Consider the following 17,884-nt stretch of genomic DNA (forward strand, 5'->3'; position numbering starts at 1 on the left):
CATTATTTTATGAGTTTTTTTAATTGTTAGTCATATAGTCACAGCACTTTTAAACCGCTACGGTGTTGCCCACCCTAGATGTACTCAATGTACTATCTGCGGTCGGTCACCTTGTAGCGATTCTAAAATTCCTTGACTATAGCAATAAATATGCATAGTTTTTGATTATGATTTTTTGAGCATGCAAAGTCTGTAAGCAAAAGGATATCAGCACTATAAATATGTAAGTTTAAAAAAGATAAGTGAGGAAAAGTATTAAATGCAAGGCGATTTAAGAGCAGTGCTTATCCACAATCTTTATAATCGTAAGCGGATATACGAGGGCTGTTGCCATAGTTTTCGTTATGGCATAAAAATTTATCGAAGCGAGTATCACCATTGATGTAGCGATGCATCCAAGCAATACCCGGTTTGCTGAGTAATATCTCATTAAAGCGATAGCTTGGACAAAAGTGGCTGCCGTTTTTTATCTCAAGCTTCATTTTTGGCCCAGCAGCATGATTATAAAACGCACTGCTGTACTTTTTATTAGAGGCAATGCGGTCATTTTGGCAGGTAATAAATAACGCGGGCGTGTCCATAATGCCGTAGTCTTCATCATGATAGGGCGTTTGCGGAATAATGGCGCGAACGTCACTGCGCTGGGTTGCTAACTGCAGCGCGCCACCACCACCCATCGACCAACCGATGGCGCCCAAACGTGTGCTATCTATTTGCGCACCTACCGTACTATCGCTCAGAATATGATCGAGGGCGACGCTCAACTGCGTTGCACGGCTATTTGGGTCATCATAAATAGAGTTGGTGTCGATAGTAATCACCACAAATCCCCAAGATGCCAGACGCGGACCCCACCATTTAATAGACGCTTCATAAGACACATAACCGGGAATCACTGCGATGCCGCCTAACAGGCCGCAGTCTCCAGCATTGGTAGGATAATGAATGGTGCCGCCGCCGAAGCCATTGGCCAGCTGACGGGGAACGGCTTTACTCGCCACAGTAAAAGGACCGTTATCACGCGTAGCTGACAGCTCAGCTGCGGTAATGACACTATCAGCGATACAGTTTGATCTGGAAGCTGTAGATGTTGTGGTGGTTAAAGTTGCTTTACTTGCAGGAACTTTGGCTAATGATGCAGGGGTTAATAATGTTTCGTTTGAAGTCGCTTTGGTTGCTGTGGTTGGTAAGGTAACGGTTGATTGCTCTTTAATTGAAAGGGTTTGAATTGAGTCTGTTGGTTGTGCTGCGATTGCTGTCATATTCACAGAAATAATCAGTGTGCCGGTTAGGGTAATCAATCTTAGATAAAAAGGGTTGTTTAACATGATAAAGGGTCTGTTAGATGATGGTTGGTTTTAATAGCAAAGCAAAATAATAGTAGACAGTAATCTATTCACTGTCAAAAATAACAGTCACCTCTCCAGTGCTAAAACGGCTTTTATAAAGCCGCATTTAAAAAGCTGGCGTGAATAACATACCGAAACCTGAGTCTGGTATTTGCTATGATAAAATCACCAATCAGGCATCTTTTTATAGTCCGTTATAAGTTTTATGGTAGGCATGATGTAATTGCTACCACTTATTTCTATCACCCATGCGTCATTTAGTACGAGCTAGCACAAAAGTCAGCTCTAGCTAAAAAAGCACTCAATATAGTAAGTCATACTTTGAACAATCATATAAATAACAGTATAAATAATGATAGCGATGTTAATGGCAAAGCCGCTGGTATTAGCCAAGATAATAGCGTCAGCAATCGCCGTATCAACACACCCTTTGCCGCGCCTTCATGGGTACTTAAGCTGACGATTGGCTTGATTGGGATGTTTGCTTTTTTGCAGGTCTATTCTATTCAAGCTATTTTACCGGTCTTGATGATGGATTTCACTGCAACTGAGGTGCAGGCGGGCATGATTGTTGGTGCCACCATATTGGCAATTGCTATCATGTCCCCATTTTTGGGCATGCTGTCTGATGCAGTAGGACGCAAGTCATTTATCGTTGGGGCGTTATTGTTTTTAGCGATACCCACTGCGTTAATTGCCCAAAGTCCAAATATCGGCTGGATGGGCATGTGGCGCTTTATGCAGGGATTGTCTGTGCCCGGTATTACGGTGGTGACGATTGCTTATATCGGCGAAGAGTTTGAGGGACGGGCGCTCACTGAGCTGATGTCATTTTATGTGTCAGGGTCGGTGCTCGGCGGCTTTATGGGGCGCTTTTTACTTGGGCACTTGCACGAGCTTATCGGTTGGCGCGCTGGCTACTATGTGATGGCAGGTATGACGCTGATCGGGGCGCTATGGGTGGGTAAAATGCTGCCCGCATCACGGCACTTCGTTGCTAATCCTAATTTTCGCTCAGCCATGCAGACCCTCGGTGAGCATTTGGTCAATCGCTATGTTGTCACTTCCTGTTTGCTTGGTGCTTGCGTGTTGTTCTCGTTGGTTGGCTGTTTTACCTTTATTAATTTACATTTGGCCGATACACCTTATGAATTAAGCACAGGTGCGCTTGCCAATATTTTTGCGGTGTATTTAATTGGCGTTGTCATCACGCCATTATCGACGACGTTGCTGCGCCGCTTTGGTTCGGCACGTACGGTTCGCGTGGCAGTTATTATCTCGATGTTTGGCGTGCTCTTAACTCTCGTGACACCGCTTTGGGGCATCGTACTGGGGCTTGCCATCATGTCCAGTGGCGTCTTTATTACCCAAGCGGCCACCATCAGCTATATTGCGGTCAATGTCAAAAAAGGACGCTCATTGGCCTCAGGCTTATATTATATGGGTTATTATGCGGGCGGCACGATGGGTGCGTGGCTCTGCGGCATCGCTTACGCGCGTGGGCAATGGTCGCTGACGGTTTGGTTGTTATTGTTTGTACAAGTGCTAGCGTTATTGGTCGCTAGTATTGGGATGGTCAAAACAGCGGCTCGCGCGGAGTAATATAGATTTTTACTACCCTTTAACATCACATTTTTAACATTACTTGACCCTATAACCTAACTTGCCATAACACAATAACCCAAGTATTTAAACGTCAATCAAAGAACCTATAGTCGTCAGCGACTTACGCAAGCACGCTTTACATAGCCTAGGTTTTTTCTTACTATCAATGAAGCTTATCAAGAATGACGATAAGTATTGCCATCAATAATAGCCACGCGTATACCGATAAAAATGCTCTGTTTTTATATGTTTCTTAAACCCTATTAAAAGTGCTTTAAAATAATTAAAATCACCCACAAGGAAGTCAAATTTATGTCAAATATTTATCATAGCGCGCCGTCAGCCTACGATTATCCCTTAATCGTCAAGCAACTCTTAAACCGTGCCAAAACAGTGTCGCTAGAGCAAGAAATTATTTATGCCGATAAAAAACGCCTCACGTATAAAGAGTTGTTTGAGCGTATCAATCGTTTAGCCAATGTCTTAGCCGACTTAAACCTTGATGCCGGTGATGTGATTGCGGTGATGGATTGGGACAGTCATCGTTACTTAGAATCGTATTTCGCCGTACCGATGTCAGAATATATTTTGCAAACCGTCAATATCCGCCTATCACCTGAAAAAATCCTCTATACCATCAATCATGCTAAGCCAAAAGTATTGCTACTAAACTCTGAATTTGCGCCATTGGTGAAAGACTATCAGTTTGAAAACTCTAGCATTGAGCATATTATTTGGCTTGATGACAATGGCGTGTCACATGAAGGCGTCTTTGGCGGTAATCAAAATCGCGTCACTGGAGAATATGAAGCATTGTTAGAGGCCGCCAGTAGCGAGTTTGATTTCCCAGATTTTGATGAAAACACTATTGCCACGACTTTTTATACTTCAGGTACAACAGGCGATCCAAAAGGGGTGTTTTTTAGCCACCGCCAACTGGTCTTGCACAGTCTGACGGAAGCCGCGACCTTGGGTATGCTGCCCAATAAACAAGGCGTCAGTTACGGCGATGTTTATATGCCGATGACGCCGATGTTCCACGTTCATGCGTGGGGCTTCCCGTTTACCGCCACCATGGTTGGTTTAAAACAAGTCTATCCCGGACGCTACGCACCTGACGTGTTAATGGATTTGATTATCAATGAAAAGGTCAGTATCACCCACTGCGTACCAACGATTTTGCAGATGGTACTCAAAGAAGCACAAGAGCGCGATGCCAATTTTAATGGTTTAAAAATGATTATCGGTGGTTCGAAACTGACTGAAGGTTTAGCAAGAGCCGCACTGGCGCAAGATATTGAGGTTTATACTGGCTACGGTATGTCTGAGACCGCGCCGCTGATTAGCTTGACAGAATTTAGTCTCAATGAGCCTGAGATGTCTGAGGACGAAGATATTGCCCGCCGCTGTATGACGGGTAAGCCAGTACTGATGGTCGATGCGCAAATATGGAATACTGATAATGAGTCCGTCGGTACGGGCAAAGACAATACCGGCGAGTTGGTGCTGCGCGCGCCTTGGCTAACCCAAAGCTATCTAAAAAATGACGATGCTGGTAAAGAGCTGTGGGAAAATGGCTATATGCATACCCAAGATATCGCCTATATGCGCCCCGATGGTTATATTAAAATCACCGATCGTTTAAAAGACGTCATCAAGTCAGGCGGCGAGTGGATATCATCGTTAGAGATTGAAACGATTTTATCCTTGCATCCCGCAGTCGCTGACGTATCAGTGATTGGCATCCGCGATAAGCAATGGGGCGAGCGTCCGCTAGCTTTGATTGTACTCAAACCTAATTGCCAAGATACTAACGCCGATGACATCAAAGCGCTTGCTGAACAGGCGGTAGCGCGGGGAATTATTCCTAAATACGGCGTGCCAAGTCAGTTTAAGTTTGTCGATGAGCTACCAAAAACCTCGGTTGGTAAACATGATAAAAAAGTCATGCGCGAAATGTATGATGAGCAGAAATAAGACTTCATTAAATAGTCAGCTGTCTAAAACGCTTGCGTTAAGCAAAATATCAAATGGCTGACATGCGTAGTAGTTGACCTTTATCCCTAGCTCTGCTACATTTTAAACCGATACATAACGTATCGGTTTTTCAGTTTTGGCAGGGACAGCCAGTTTTATATTATGATAGTATTGAATAAGAGCGTATCTTATAAAGCGTCATATTATAAAATAATTTCTTATAAAAGCGCTTTTTATAACATCGCTTCTTATAACCTTGTTTTTTATAAAAACGTACAGCATTACCCATCGTTTACGCTAAGGACAGCCATTATGAACGAGCAAGCCATTCGTCAAAATTCTCAACAAACTAGCCAGCCAGCTATAAATCACAATAATAATCAAAACCTTAATCAATCCTCTAGCCAAGATTCTCCCCCATCATTTAATAGCGCGCAAAGCTTTGCTGATATTTATCAGTCCTCTATTGATAATAAAGAGCAGTTTTGGGCGGAGCAAGCCAAGCGGATTTATTGGCATAAAGAGCCTGAGCAAATTCTTGACGACAGCAATCTGCCATTTGCTAAATGGTATGTTGGCGGTGAAACCAATCTTTGCTACAACTGTGTCGATCGCCACCTTGCAGAGCGCGCCGAGCAAGATGCTTTTATTTGGCTATCCTCTGAGATTAACCAAGAGTTGATAGAAACTTTTCCTGCCGTAGTCGATGCCTTTAAAGATTTGGGCAATAACGTTGAGCTTTATACCGATTATACTAAGCGGCGCCTGACTTATAACGACCTTTATAAAGAAGTAAATTACTTCGCCGATGTGCTACAGCGTCATGGTATCGAGAAGGGCGATCGCGTCATCATTTATATGCCGATGATTTTAGAAGCCGCTTATGCCATGCTAGCCTGTGCGCGTATCGGTGCGGTACATTCGGTGGTATTTGGTGGTTTTGCTGCCTATAACTTGGCCATCCGTATGGATGATGCCGAGGCAAAAATGGTCATCACTGTCGATGCAGGTCTACGCGGCGGCAAAGTGATTAATTATAAAAGCCTTGTCAATCAAGGTGTTGAGCAAGCGACAATCAAGCCCGAGCATGTACTAGTGGTCAATCGTGGCGTGTTGCCGTTCGAGAAAAAATCTATCGATGTCGATTATGCATCCCAGCGCCGTATCAGTTGTGAGGCCAACGCCATTGTTGAGCCAGTTTGGTTAGAGTCCAATACGCCGTCGTATCTTCTGTATACTTCAGGCACCACTGGGAAGCCAAAGGGTGTGCAGCGCGATACCGGCGGTCATGCAGTGGCGCTAACGACGTCGATAGATTATATCTACGATGGCAAAGCCGGCGAAACTTTTTGGGCGATATCAGATATCGGCTGGGCAGTTGGGCATTCTTATACCATTTATGCGCCATTGCTCGCTGGCATGACCAGTGTTATGTATGAGGGCTTGCCGCATCGTCCAAACCCAGGTATTTGGTGGCGGATTGTCGAAGCAAATAAGGTAAATATTCTATTTACTGCACCTACGGGTGTACGTATGCTGAAAAAACAAGATGAAACGTGGATGACGCGCTATGATGTCTCTAGCCTTAAATCATTCTTTTTGGCAGGTGAGCCACTCGATGAATCAACGGCCAATTGGTTGACCAAGCATTTAGGGGTGCCGATTTTAGATCATTATTGGCAGACAGAGTCTGGCTGGCCAATCCTAAGTAACACGCCCAAATTTAATCATAAACCGCACAAACAAGGCTCGCCCGGTTATCCAATGTATGGTTATGATGCGCACGTCATCAATGAAGAAACCGGCGAGCTTTGTAAAGCTGGCGAAAAGGGCTTGCTCGCCATTCGCGCACCACTGCCGCCTGGTTGTCTCACGACCGTATGGCGTAATGACGAGCGCTTTATCAGCAGCTATTTTGGTCTGTTTGATGGCAAGCACTACTCTACATCAGATTATGCAGTGACCGACGACGACGGCTATTTTTATATTTTAGGACGCACCGATGATGTGATTAATGTCGCCGGTCATCGTATTGGCACGCAAGAGATTGAGGAGGCCATCAGTACTCATCCAGAGATGGCTGAATGTGCGGTCGTGGGTATCAAAGATCAATTAAAAGGCGAGTTGCCGATTGCTTTTTGTGTGTTAAAAGACCATGAGCAAGTGGCGACGACCGAAAACCGTTTCCGTATTGAGCAGCAAGTGATTGGTGCAGTAGTAAAATCCTTGGGCGGTATCGCTCGTCCAGCGGCGATTTATTTCCCGCAAGCATTACCCAAAACGCGCTCTGGCAAAATCTTACGCCGCGCTATTCGTGCTTTAGCGGAAGGTAATGAAACGGGAGATATGTCAACGCTTGACAATCCAACGGCGATTGATGCGATTAAAAAATCGATGAAAGATTATTAATCTAATAGCGTATTAATTGAAAAAATTCAGTCATCTTAATATCGGGAAAAGCTCATGTACCATCATGGGCTTTTTGGTTTTTAGACCGATAAATTTCATAGATGGCGATTATCGCAAATAAAAGTTTGATAAAGCGCTTGACCCTAAAATTGATTTATTGCTATAGTCAATAACGATACGAAATAAATCATTTTAAAAAAATATTTAAAGGGTAATAATGGACAGTTTTTATCCCTTTTAACAATATACTTGTATGAATACTTTTTTATAAATACTGGCCCACCATTAAATGGTGAGCAAACAAACAAGATAAGGATATCTTATGCATCACGTTCAGCAGCTTATCGATGGTCAATTTGTTGATTCTAATACCAGCGAATGGATTGATATCACAGATCCCGCCACCCAAGAAGTCATCGCCAAAGTTCCGCAAACGACTGACGATGAAATCAATCAAGCCGTCGCTGCCGCCCAAAAAGCGTTTCAGACATGGCGTAAAACGCCTATCACCACACGTGCGCGTATTTTTTTAAAGTATCAAGAACTGATTCGCGAGCATATGGATGAGCTGGCAGAAATCTTAACCGCAGAGCAGGGAAAAACCATTGCTGATGCGCGCGGTGATGTATTTCGTGGTTTAGAAGTGGTCGAGCATGCCGCAGGTATTGCCAATCTGCAAATCGGCGACTTCGTTGAAAACGTCGCAACAGGCGTCGACACCTATAGTATCTGGCAGCCACTTGGTGTCTGTGCTGGTATCACGCCATTTAACTTTCCCGCGATGATTCCACTATGGATGTTCCCAATGGCGATTGCGACGGGTAACACCTTTGTCCTTAAACCTTCTGAACAAGATCCGATGGTAACCATGCGTTTGGTTGAGTTGGCAGTTGAAGCTGGCGTCCCTGAAGGCGTGTTAAACGTCGTGCACGGCGGTAAAGCAACCGTTGATGCCATTTGCGATCATCCAGATATCAAAGCAGTTTCATTCGTTGGCTCAACCAACGTCGGCAAGCATGTCTATGAGCGCGCTAGTCAATCTGGCAAACGTGCCCAGTGTATGATGGGTGCGAAAAACCATGGCGTTATCCTACCTGATGCCAATAAAGAACAAACGCTCAATCAGCTAGCGGGTGCCGCCTTTGGTGCAGCCGGTCAACGTTGTATGGCGCTGTCGGTCGTGGTGCTAGTGGGTGAAGCAGATGAATGGATTGACGATATCAAAGCCAAAGCAGAAGGCTTAGTGGTTTCAGCAGGCAAAAACAACAAGGATTTAGGTCCGCTCATTTCACCTGCCGCAAAAGCGCGTGTCGAGCATCTGATTGGTACGGGGGTAGAAGAGGGCGCCAGTCTACTTCTTGATGGTCGCGGCATCACGGTTGAAGGGTTTGAGAAGGGCAACTTTGTAGGGCCGACTATCTTTGATAACGTCACCGCGGATATGCAAATTTATAAAGAAGAAATTTTTGGGCCTGTTCTGTGTATCATGCGTGCAGCCGACCTTGATGAAGCGATTGAGCTGCTCAATGCCAATCCAAATGGTAATGGTACGGCTATCTTCACTCAGTCAGGCGCTGCTGCGCATAAATTTCAACAGGATATTATGGTCGGTCAAATCGGCATTAACTTGCCAATTCCTGTGCCACTACCGATGTTCTCATTCTCAGGCTCACGTGCCAGTAAGCTTGGCGATTTGGGTCCTTATGGTAAGCAAGCGGTACAGTTCTATACCCAAACCAAAACGGTCACTGCCCGCTGGTTTGATGACGAGGCAAGCCGCAGCGTCAATACCACTATTTCAATGTAGTCGTCAATCGACTATATTTGCAGCGTCCAAGCAACATAGCGACACTCTTGCTCAGTGTTTTTTAGCAAAAGCATGATTTATGATTGTCGTTATAGCGCTGCTATACTGTATAACCAGCACGGTTTAAACCACGGTAGACTGACGGCTTATAACCTTTTTTCCCATATTTGCTATACATGCACAAGGATGACCCTATGGATTTTTCATTGACCGAAGACCAAATCGCCTTTCGCCAAACTGCCAGACAGTTTGCACAAAAAGAGTTAAAGCCCAACGCGGCTGAATGGGATCGTACTTCGCACTTTCCAGTCGATGTCATCAAAAAAACCGGCGAGCTTGGGTTTTTGGGCTTATATACCAATTCAGAATATGATGGCTTAGGGCTACCACGCTTAGATTCTGCCATGGTGTTTGAGGAGCTGGCCTGGGGTGATACGGCAGTCGCTGCTTATATGAGTATCCATAACATGGCGAGCTGGATGATTGGTGAATATGGTAGCGATGCTTTGTGTAAAAAGTATTTGCCCAATATGGTCAGCGGTGAATGGCTTGGTAGCTATTGCTTAACTGAGCCGAATGCCGGTTCTGACGCCGCCTCATTACGCACCAAAGCCGACAAGCAAGGCGACTATTATGTACTCAATGGCGAAAAAACTTTTATCTCAGGCGCAGGCTCGACTGACGTGTTAGTGGTCATGGCGCGTACAGGCGGCGCAGGACCAAAAGGGGTTTCTGCATTTGTGGTAGACGCTGACAGCGCTGGTATCGAATATGGCAAAAACGAGCATAAAATGGGCTGGAAAGCGCAACCAACGCGAACGATTAGTTTTAAAAATGTCAAAGTACCAGCAGAAAATCTCATCGGCGAGGAAGGCCAAGGCTTTCGTATTGCGATGAAAGGCTTAGATGGCGGTCGTATCAATATCGGTATCTGTGCAGTTGGCACGGCGCAGTCGGCGCTAGAGACCGCGACCAATTACGTGCAAGAGCGTAGCCAGTTTGGCAGCCCGATTGCCAGCTTACAGTCAGTACAGTTTAAACTTGCTGATATGCTCACCCAAACCATTACTGCAAGGCAAATGCTGTATTTAGCGGCTAGCAAAATCGATAATAATGACGCGCAAGCCTCTACCTACTGTGCCATGGCAAAGCGTCTGTCTACTGATCTTTGTTTCGATGTTGCCAATGAAGCCTTACAGCTGCATGGTGGTTATGGCTATCTCAATGAATATCCGCTTGAGCGCCATGTGCGAGATTTACGCGTGCATCAGATTTTGGAAGGCACCAATGAGATTATGCGGGTGATTGTTTCGCGCCAGCTTATGCAAGATGATGCGTTGAGTCAATTACGCTAGCCCAACAATATTATAAAACTGCTTTATTAAGCGTTTTGAATAAAGCCGTTTTATAGAAAGATAATAACAAGGATGTTCCATGACCGATTATACCAATTTAAAGCTCTCAATCGATGGCCATATTGCTACCGTCACACTGAATAACCCACCAGCCCATACCTGGACGATGGACAGTCTGCCAGCGCTCAAGCAACTGGTCACTGACCTCAATGCCAATGATGCTGTTTATGCCTTAATTATCCATGGCGATGGGGAAAAGTTCTTTTCAGCAGGTGCGGATTTAAATAATTTTTCAGACGGTGATAAAGGACGTGCGATAAGTATGGCTATCGCGTTTGGTGAAGCGTTCGAAGCGCTATCAGCGTATCGCGGCGTTAGCATCGCGGTTATCAATGGTTATGCGATGGGCGGTGGACTTGAGTGCGCGCTGGCCTGTGATATTCGTATCGCAGAAGCGCATGCACAGATGGCGTTACCAGAGACGGGCGTGGGCTTATTGCCCTGTGCAGGCGGTACGCAAAACCTACCTTTACTGGTTGGTGAAGGCTGGGCAAAACGGATGATATTGTGCGGTGAGCGCGTCGATGCCGAGACAGCATTGCGCATTGGCTTAGTCGAAGAAGTCACGGCAAAGGGTGGCGGTTTATTAGCGGCGCAAGCCTTAGCGCAAAAAGTCGCTAAGCAATCACCTGTGGCGGTCAGTTATTCGAAACAGCTTATCCAAGCGGCAAGAAATACCCCGCCTGCCCAAAACCTTATCCATGAACGTGAAGCTTTTGTTAAGTTATTCGACACCAACGATCAGCGCGAAGGCGTACAAGCATTCTTAGAGAAGCGCACACCCAATTGGCAAAATAAATAGCCTGTAGGGATGTCTTAATATTTACTTTACTCATTTTAATTTTGGTAGGTCTCTTTTATGACAGCAGTAACAGAAAACATAGAACAAGAAGCGCCGGTCCTATTCAATACTGAGCCGACAGAGTGCGGTCACCTGATTGGCATAATGATGTTAAATACGCCAAAGTCTCTCAATGCGCTCAGCGTTGAGATGTGTCAATTATTAGCCAAGCAGCTAGAGCAGTGGCAAAACGACGATCAGGTAGTGGCATTGGTGTTAAAAGGGGCAGGTGACAAGGCGTTTTGTGCTGGCGGTGATATCCGTAAGCTGTATGACAGCATGTCCAGCAGTGTGCCGCTACCGAATCCTTATGCGACAGAGTTTTTTGGTCATGAATACCGTTTGTATCGGCAGATGCATTTTTATCCAAAGCCATTAATCCTCTGGGGTGACGGCATTATCATGGGTGGCGGCATGGGTCTGATGGCAGGTTGTAGTCATCGTTTAGTCACCGAGCGCACGCGCTTTGCCATGCCAGAAGTGACCATTGGACTGTTCCCTGACGCCTCTGGTAGTTGGTTCTTGCAGCGCATGCCTGCTAAAACAGGTTTGTTCTTAGGGCTAACAGGTGCGATGTGTAATGGCAGTGACGCTTTATTAGCCAATCTTGCAGAGTATGCTGTTGCCAGTAGTGATTACGATGCTGTCATACAACGTTTAAAACAGAGTAATTGGCAAGGAGCAGCTGACAACAATGATAAATATCATAATAATAGCGCTCATAGTATCGTTAGTCGTGCGCTTACCGCACAGCCTGTTGCTGAGTTGCCTGCAAGTAAGCTTGCGATATATTGGAAACCTATCCAGCAATTAATGAACAGCGGCGGCTTAGGAGATATTGATGCACTTCTACAAAGTGACGAAGCGCTTGAAAAATTAGATACAGACTTTGCAGCAGATAGCTGGACGCAGCGCGCAGTAGCTACTTATCGTCACGGCTGCCCTGTAACTGCCGCTTTGACCTATGCGCTTTACCACAAAGTCACCGACTTATCGCTTGAGCAAGTCCTGTATTTAGAGACCAACGTAGCTGTGCATTGTGCCGCCAATCCTGATTTTAAAGAAGGCGTACGTGCGCTACTGATTGACAAAGACCGCAATCCGCAGTGGTCACGTTCACTGGCAGACTGTCTCAATAGCGAAGGGCAGGCGTATATACATCAGCACTTTGTGAATCCTTATGCTAAAGGTGAGCATCCGTTAGGCGATTGGTTGGGTGAAGACGCTTTAGGCAGCCAGCTTGTACGCTAAGAGCTTATCGGCTCATTATAAGAATCAGGTATAAATTAAAAAACGTAAAACTATGTGTAGCACTGTCTGCATAAGCAATCATCAAGGAGCGATGAGATGGGTACAAAGGATTTGAATTTAAGTAATAAAGACACAAGTAATACCGCTGCGAGCGATAATCATACTACTAAGCCAAATATAGCCTTTATTGGGCTTGGCAATATGGGCGCACCGATGGCAGAGAACTTGTTAAAGGCAGGTTATACGCTATCGGTTTATGATTTATCTGAAGAGGCAACCGCGCGCTTGCAGCAAACAGGTGCCAGTGTGGCTGATAGTCCTAAAGATGCGGCGAGCAATGCACAAGTTATCATTAGCATGTTGCCTGCGGGCAAGCACGTCCATTCTGTTTATCTAGGAAATAATGGCGCTGATGGTTTACTAGCAGAATTACCTAAGGGTACGTTGGTCATCGATAGCAGTACCATCGCAGCAGCTGATGCAAGATTGGTGGCAGAAGCAGCAAGTAAGGTTGGTATCGACTTCTTAGATGCGCCAGTCTCCGGTGGTACAGGAGGCGCCATTGCTGGCACTTTAACTTTTATTGTCGGTGGTAGTGACGATGCATTCGCTAAAGCCGAACCAATACTCGCCGTTATGGGCAAAAACATCTTTCATGCAGGCGAGCATGGTGCCGGACAAGTGGCGAAAATCTGCAATAATATGCTGTTAGGCATTCTCATGGCAGGAACGGCAGAAGCGATTAATTTAGGCGTAAAAAACGGCCTAGACCCAAAAGTACTCTCAGATATCATGCTCCAAAGCTCGGGCCGTAACTGGACACTAGAAGTCTATAACCCTTATCCGCAGGTGATGGAAAATGTGCCCTCTAGCAACGGTTATAAAGGCGGCTTTATGAGTAAGCTCATGCAAAAAGACCTTAACCTTGCGATGCAAACGGCTAAGGATACCGATGTTGAAACGCCGATGGGAGCGAAAGCTACTGAGCTTTATGAATCTCACACAGTAGAAAATGGCGATAAAGATTTTTCTAGCATCATGGCGCGACATGACAGTTCGGTATTGTCTTAAAGTACGAAACGTTTCAAATCCTTAATCAGTTTTGCATAGAGTGTGTTTCTATAGTCAAAATATCCTAAAAACGCGACGGTATTGCTGATATCAATTTTTTGTAGCCTCTGTCTGCGCAGGCACAGCAAGCAAGAAAAATTGATATCAGCAGTGCGTGATGTATCGATATTACTTTTCACTCACTATATTTATCATCATGTTATTAACAAAGCATAAAAAAGGTCTGCGCTAGTTTTATAACGCAGACCTTTTTATTCAGTCACATTCTTCTTAATGTTACACACTCTAGTTTTGTAGCTCATACACCAATGCTTGAATATCATGCGCTGCCTTTTGCAAGCGCGGCACATGCTCCATTAGCTCATCTAATGACACGCGAATGGTTGGTGCGTGGATATATAGCGACGCCAGATAGCGAGATTTTTTGTCTAGCACAGGCACTGACACCCCTACCATCTCTGAGATAAATTCCTCATTATCGATACCAATGCCTGTCTCTGCGATACGATCAAGCTCGGCATTTAATGTATCAATATCAGTAATCGTATTTTTGGTAAATTTATCTAACGGTAGGCCTTGTAGTATTTTAGCGCGGCTGGTTGCAGACAACTGGCTTAAATATAGCTTACCCGTAGCCGTACACCACATCGGTGATTTCGCGCCGACAGGCAGATATATTTGCAAAGGCAGCGAGGTGTTAGCGCGATTGGTATACATCATGTCCATCTGGTAAGGAATGGCGATACCGCAAGTCTCCTTAATCTCGTCAACCAATTTTTGTAAAATAATTTGCCGCTCATTAAAAAATTGACGCTGCTGCCAAAGCTCAACGCTCAAATTACGCACCCGCTTGCCAGGAATAATACCGCCGCCAATATCGACGGTCACAAACCCTTCATCGACTAAGTTTTGAATCAAGCGATGGATAGTAGGTTTTGGGATATCAAGCTCTTGCGACAGTTCAAGTGGTGAGAGGGGTTTTGACGCATAAGACACCGCTTCGATAATCTCTAAAACACGGGTAATCGACGAAACTTTTGGCATAAAAATGGCTCAATAAGAATAATAAAGGTAAAGCGAAAAGTAGAAAAAAATCATTAATACGCTAATGAAAAGTCCAAAAATGCAAATACTAAAAAGACATCTATTAATAGCTCTAATTTAGCATAATAACGCACTCAAACAAGCTATCTTATTAGATGTAAACGATATATTTACGTTTTTATAGTTCAGACTAATTTCCCGCACTTCTGTTCTAGATCTTATTTTGGGTAGCATTAGATACGTTAGCTCACAAACCACAACAAACTGTAGTAATAAACTCTATAACTGTAATTGAGTTAAAGGGGGAGGTAGGCCATTATACTGACATGTTTTGTAATACCTTTACATGAGCGTTAAGCGATTCAATATTCATGTTCTGACTATTCAGTGGCTTTGAGAGTATTGTGTAACAGGAAATCGAAGTTTTGCAGGTTGGTGTAGTAAATATTACAATATCTATGCAATCTTTACATAACGGCAAATAAAAAGCGCATTCATGGGGGTGACTTTTTAAGCCAAAATTGTTTTAATCTGCTCAACAAAATGGTTGTTTATAAAAAAGTTAAATTATCATTTTTTTACGGGCGAGTTATTTCACACTTTAGGAGAGTATTTATGAAACTTATTAAATTAACAGCAATTTCTGCTGCTGTATTAGCATCTACTGCTGCACTAGCAGCTGAACCAGTTATCGTTGTTGATAACAACGATGCAGTAGTGTACAAAGCTGAGCCAGTGGCTGTTGCCTACCAAGCAGAACCTGCTTACGCATATAACTCTGATGCTGGTATCGTACGCAATACTACTGGTGCTGTAGTTGGTGGTACTAAAACTTTCTTCCAAACAGCTGTTAACCCAGCATCTGTTAGTGCTGAAGTTGGTACTCTAGGTTATGGTGCTAACATCGGTTGGTCTCTAAACGAGAAAACTGAATTACAAGCTGGTTGGGCAGGTGGCGACGCTGCTGACTTATTCGGCGGTGATTTTGATGCAAACGATGTAAACTATGATCTTGACACTGACTTTAGCAACCCGTATCTAGGTGTGCAATTGCGTCCTGCTGGTAACTGGTTCACTATGGGTGCTGGTATCATCGTTCCTGATAACGAAATCACAGCGACTGCTAATGCTAAAGATGCAGGCGATAATGGCTACTATCCAGTTGACGGCGCTCGTTACTTCGTAGGTACGCCTGATGCTGATCAAGTTGATTTAACGCGTGGCGATATTACAGAAGTTGGTGGCGTGCAAGCTGATCTTGAGCATCGTAACAAGCTAGCTCCTTACTTAACTATTGGTTTCCGTCCTAACATCACTAACAACTTCGGTGTATTTGGCGAGCTAGGTGCTGCGTATCTTGGTAAGACAACAGCAACTGTTAATGCTAACGGTGCTAACGGTGCACGTGCTGAAGAGCAAATCAAGAAAGAATTAGAAGACGAGAATTATCTTGAGTGGATGCCAATCGTTAAACTTGGTGCAACTTACCGTTTCTAATCTAATCACAGTGTAAATACTGTCATTAGAACAAAAAAACGACCCTTTTTAGGGTCGTTTTTTTTGGTCTAAAATATAGTTCTCACTCATTTTTTTAAAAGCATTAGGAAATATTTAATAAACAATCACGGTTTGCTGATGACGTAAAAGAGCGATACGGTAATTGCTTTTATTGTCGTTAATGTCCAGTAAAGGTGAGTTGCTTGTAGCCCCTTTTATTAAATCAGCAATAAGGTAAGAGTAGTCCTTTCCTAATCCTTGTGCCAGCTTATACTGAAAAACCTTAATAAAACTTTCTTTTATTTGCCATAGTAGCTTGGCGATTACATTTCTTTGCATGGGTGGTAAGGTCTGCAAGATAGCCATCTCATTGGCATGGAAGAAGCGCTGCGCGACCTGCCATTTAACGGCATTTATTTCTATATCAATACCTATAGGACGATGAGCACTTATAACAACCGCGACTTTATTGTCTAAATAATCGAAAGGTTTATTTTTTTTATGCTGATTAGAAATAATTTTGTTATGGGCGCCAGTATGACTAAAGCAGACGTAGTATTGACTATTGGCAAGTCGATATGGAAAACTTGCATCATCCAAGGTATCAATCATCTCTAGCTTATTAAGTAGTGATTGTAATAATAATCGTACGCCAGTGCGCTGCTGTTGGCGCTGACGATGAGCTATCTCGCGTGTGGATAGAGACACGGTAGGAATGCGATATTGCCATTGCATGTGGCGCAATTTTTCCACGCTCGTATTTAAAAATAGACTGGGATTAAATAACAGCGGTAAATCGCTGAGTAAAACGGGATAATTTAAAAAACAAGGCGTGATAATCTGAGCTGACGCATACCAAGTAGTAGCGTCAAGTTGTTGGTAGTCAATATCACGTAATTTTAAAGTTGACATAATTTATCTGTAGAATGTGAATAGAATAAGAAAAGCCCAGCAATAGATTGCTGGGCTTCTTTAAATTACGGCTGATTAACGCTTATTAAATGCTATTAGTAAGACAACTCAGCACGGCGGTTTTGGGCATAAGCATCTTCAGTTGTACCAGCAACAGCAGGGCGCTCTTCACCATAGCTGATGATACGGACGTTGTTTACCGCAACGCCTTGAGCGGCAAGATAATTACGAGCCGCTTGGGCACGGCGCTCACCTAGTGCCATGTTGTACTCGCGGCTACCACGCTCATCGGTATGACCTGCGATAACGACACCAGCGTTTGGATTTGAGCTTAGGAGGCTAGCGTGTTGGTTTAATACATTGGCAGCTTCTGAGGTGATTTCACTGCTATCGAAAGCAAAGTAAACCACGGCTTGTAGATTTTCTGCACCAGTGATAACGGCATTTGAATTATCAACGATAACCGCACCGTTATAACCAACTTGACCACCTGGGATACCTAGTGGGGCAACGACCACTTCTGATGTCGCACGTTTGTTAGCACAACCTGACGCAAATACGACAGCGCTTGATAATACTGCGAGGGCAGCAACTTTTGCAATACTGGTAGACATATAAGCTCCTAAAATTTTAATAACATTAGTTTTAATGGCATTTGTTGTTTTTGAACTGCTTACGGTAAAACTTAGGTAATTACTATCTATCA

Annotated in this window: 13 protein-coding genes; 9 read left to right on the forward strand and 4 right to left on the reverse strand. The window is 44.2% G+C overall.

Annotated features, from left to right (window positions below; all coding sequences use genetic code 11):
* Positions 1-284 precede the first annotated feature (284 nt).
* Positions 285-1,328 carry a dienelactone hydrolase family protein gene (locus CXF58_RS09520; protein WP_068404171.1) on the reverse strand — a complete coding sequence of 348 codons (1,044 nt, stop codon included), beginning with the start codon at positions 1,326-1,328 and terminating at the stop codon, positions 285-287.
* 438 nt (positions 1,329-1,766) lie between these two features.
* Between CXF58_RS09520 and CXF58_RS09525 the strand changes: the two genes are divergently transcribed.
* The 8 genes from CXF58_RS09525 to mmsB all read left to right on the forward strand — a co-directional run bounded on the left by CXF58_RS09525 (position 1,767) and on the right by mmsB (position 13,725).
* Positions 1,767-2,951, forward strand: coding sequence for an MFS transporter (locus CXF58_RS09525; protein ID WP_068404230.1), 1,185 nt, complete (start codon positions 1,767-1,769; stop codon positions 2,949-2,951).
* Between the two features lie 315 nt (positions 2,952-3,266).
* Positions 3,267-4,931 carry a fatty acid--CoA ligase gene (locus CXF58_RS09530; RefSeq protein WP_068404173.1) on the forward strand — a complete coding sequence of 555 codons (1,665 nt, stop codon included), beginning with the start codon at positions 3,267-3,269 and terminating at the stop codon, positions 4,929-4,931.
* A 312-nt stretch (positions 4,932-5,243) separates the two neighbouring features.
* Entirely contained in the window at positions 5,244-7,340 is a 2,097-nt protein-coding gene (locus tag CXF58_RS09535; protein WP_227514919.1) for a propionate--CoA ligase, read from the forward strand.
* Between the two features lie 322 nt (positions 7,341-7,662).
* Positions 7,663-9,147: a CoA-acylating methylmalonate-semialdehyde dehydrogenase gene (locus CXF58_RS09540; RefSeq protein ID WP_102077344.1), complete on the forward strand. Its 1,485-nt coding sequence runs from the start codon at positions 7,663-7,665 to the stop codon at positions 9,145-9,147.
* 194 nt (positions 9,148-9,341) lie between these two features.
* A complete protein-coding gene (locus tag CXF58_RS09545) occupies positions 9,342-10,502 on the forward strand; it encodes an acyl-CoA dehydrogenase family protein (RefSeq protein WP_102077345.1) in 1,161 nt (386 codons plus the stop codon).
* Positions 10,503-10,581: 79 nt separating this feature from the next.
* On the forward strand, positions 10,582-11,364 hold the full coding sequence (locus CXF58_RS09550) for an enoyl-CoA hydratase (RefSeq protein ID WP_102077346.1): 783 nt from the start codon (positions 10,582-10,584) through the stop codon (positions 11,362-11,364).
* Positions 11,365-11,421: 57 nt separating this feature from the next.
* A complete protein-coding gene (locus CXF58_RS09555; protein WP_102077347.1) occupies positions 11,422-12,654 on the forward strand; it encodes an enoyl-CoA hydratase/isomerase family protein in 1,233 nt (410 codons plus the stop codon).
* 96 nt (positions 12,655-12,750) lie between these two features.
* Positions 12,751-13,725, forward strand: a complete 975-nt coding sequence (mmsB, locus tag CXF58_RS09560) for a 3-hydroxyisobutyrate dehydrogenase (RefSeq protein WP_102077348.1) — start codon at positions 12,751-12,753, stop codon at positions 13,723-13,725.
* Positions 13,726-14,010: 285 nt separating this feature from the next.
* On the opposite strand, the gene CXF58_RS09565 is transcribed toward mmsB, so the two are convergent.
* Positions 14,011-14,769 (reverse strand): IclR family transcriptional regulator, encoded by a 759-nt coding sequence (locus tag CXF58_RS09565; RefSeq protein WP_068404183.1) that lies wholly within the window; start codon positions 14,767-14,769, stop codon positions 14,011-14,013.
* 615 nt (positions 14,770-15,384) lie between these two features.
* Between CXF58_RS09565 and CXF58_RS09570 the strand changes: the two genes are divergently transcribed.
* Positions 15,385-16,266: a hypothetical protein gene (locus tag CXF58_RS09570; protein WP_102077349.1), complete on the forward strand. Its 882-nt coding sequence runs from the start codon at positions 15,385-15,387 to the stop codon at positions 16,264-16,266.
* Positions 16,267-16,380: 114 nt separating this feature from the next.
* Here the strand turns inward: CXF58_RS09570 and CXF58_RS09575 are convergent, their stop codons facing one another.
* Both CXF58_RS09575 and pal read right to left on the reverse strand, forming a co-directional pair.
* Positions 16,381-17,178, reverse strand: coding sequence for a 4'-phosphopantetheinyl transferase family protein (locus CXF58_RS09575; protein WP_102077350.1), 798 nt, complete (start codon positions 17,176-17,178; stop codon positions 16,381-16,383).
* 95 nt (positions 17,179-17,273) lie between these two features.
* Positions 17,274-17,792 carry a peptidoglycan-associated lipoprotein Pal gene (gene pal / locus CXF58_RS09580; RefSeq protein WP_102077351.1) on the reverse strand — a complete coding sequence of 173 codons (519 nt, stop codon included), beginning with the start codon at positions 17,790-17,792 and terminating at the stop codon, positions 17,274-17,276.
* Positions 17,793-17,884: the final 92 nt, after the last annotated feature.

The sequence above is a fragment of the Psychrobacter sp. Sarcosine-02u-2 genome (assembly GCF_002836335.1).
In the GTDB taxonomy this organism is placed as follows: Bacteria; Pseudomonadota; Gammaproteobacteria; order Pseudomonadales; family Moraxellaceae; genus Psychrobacter; species Psychrobacter faecalis.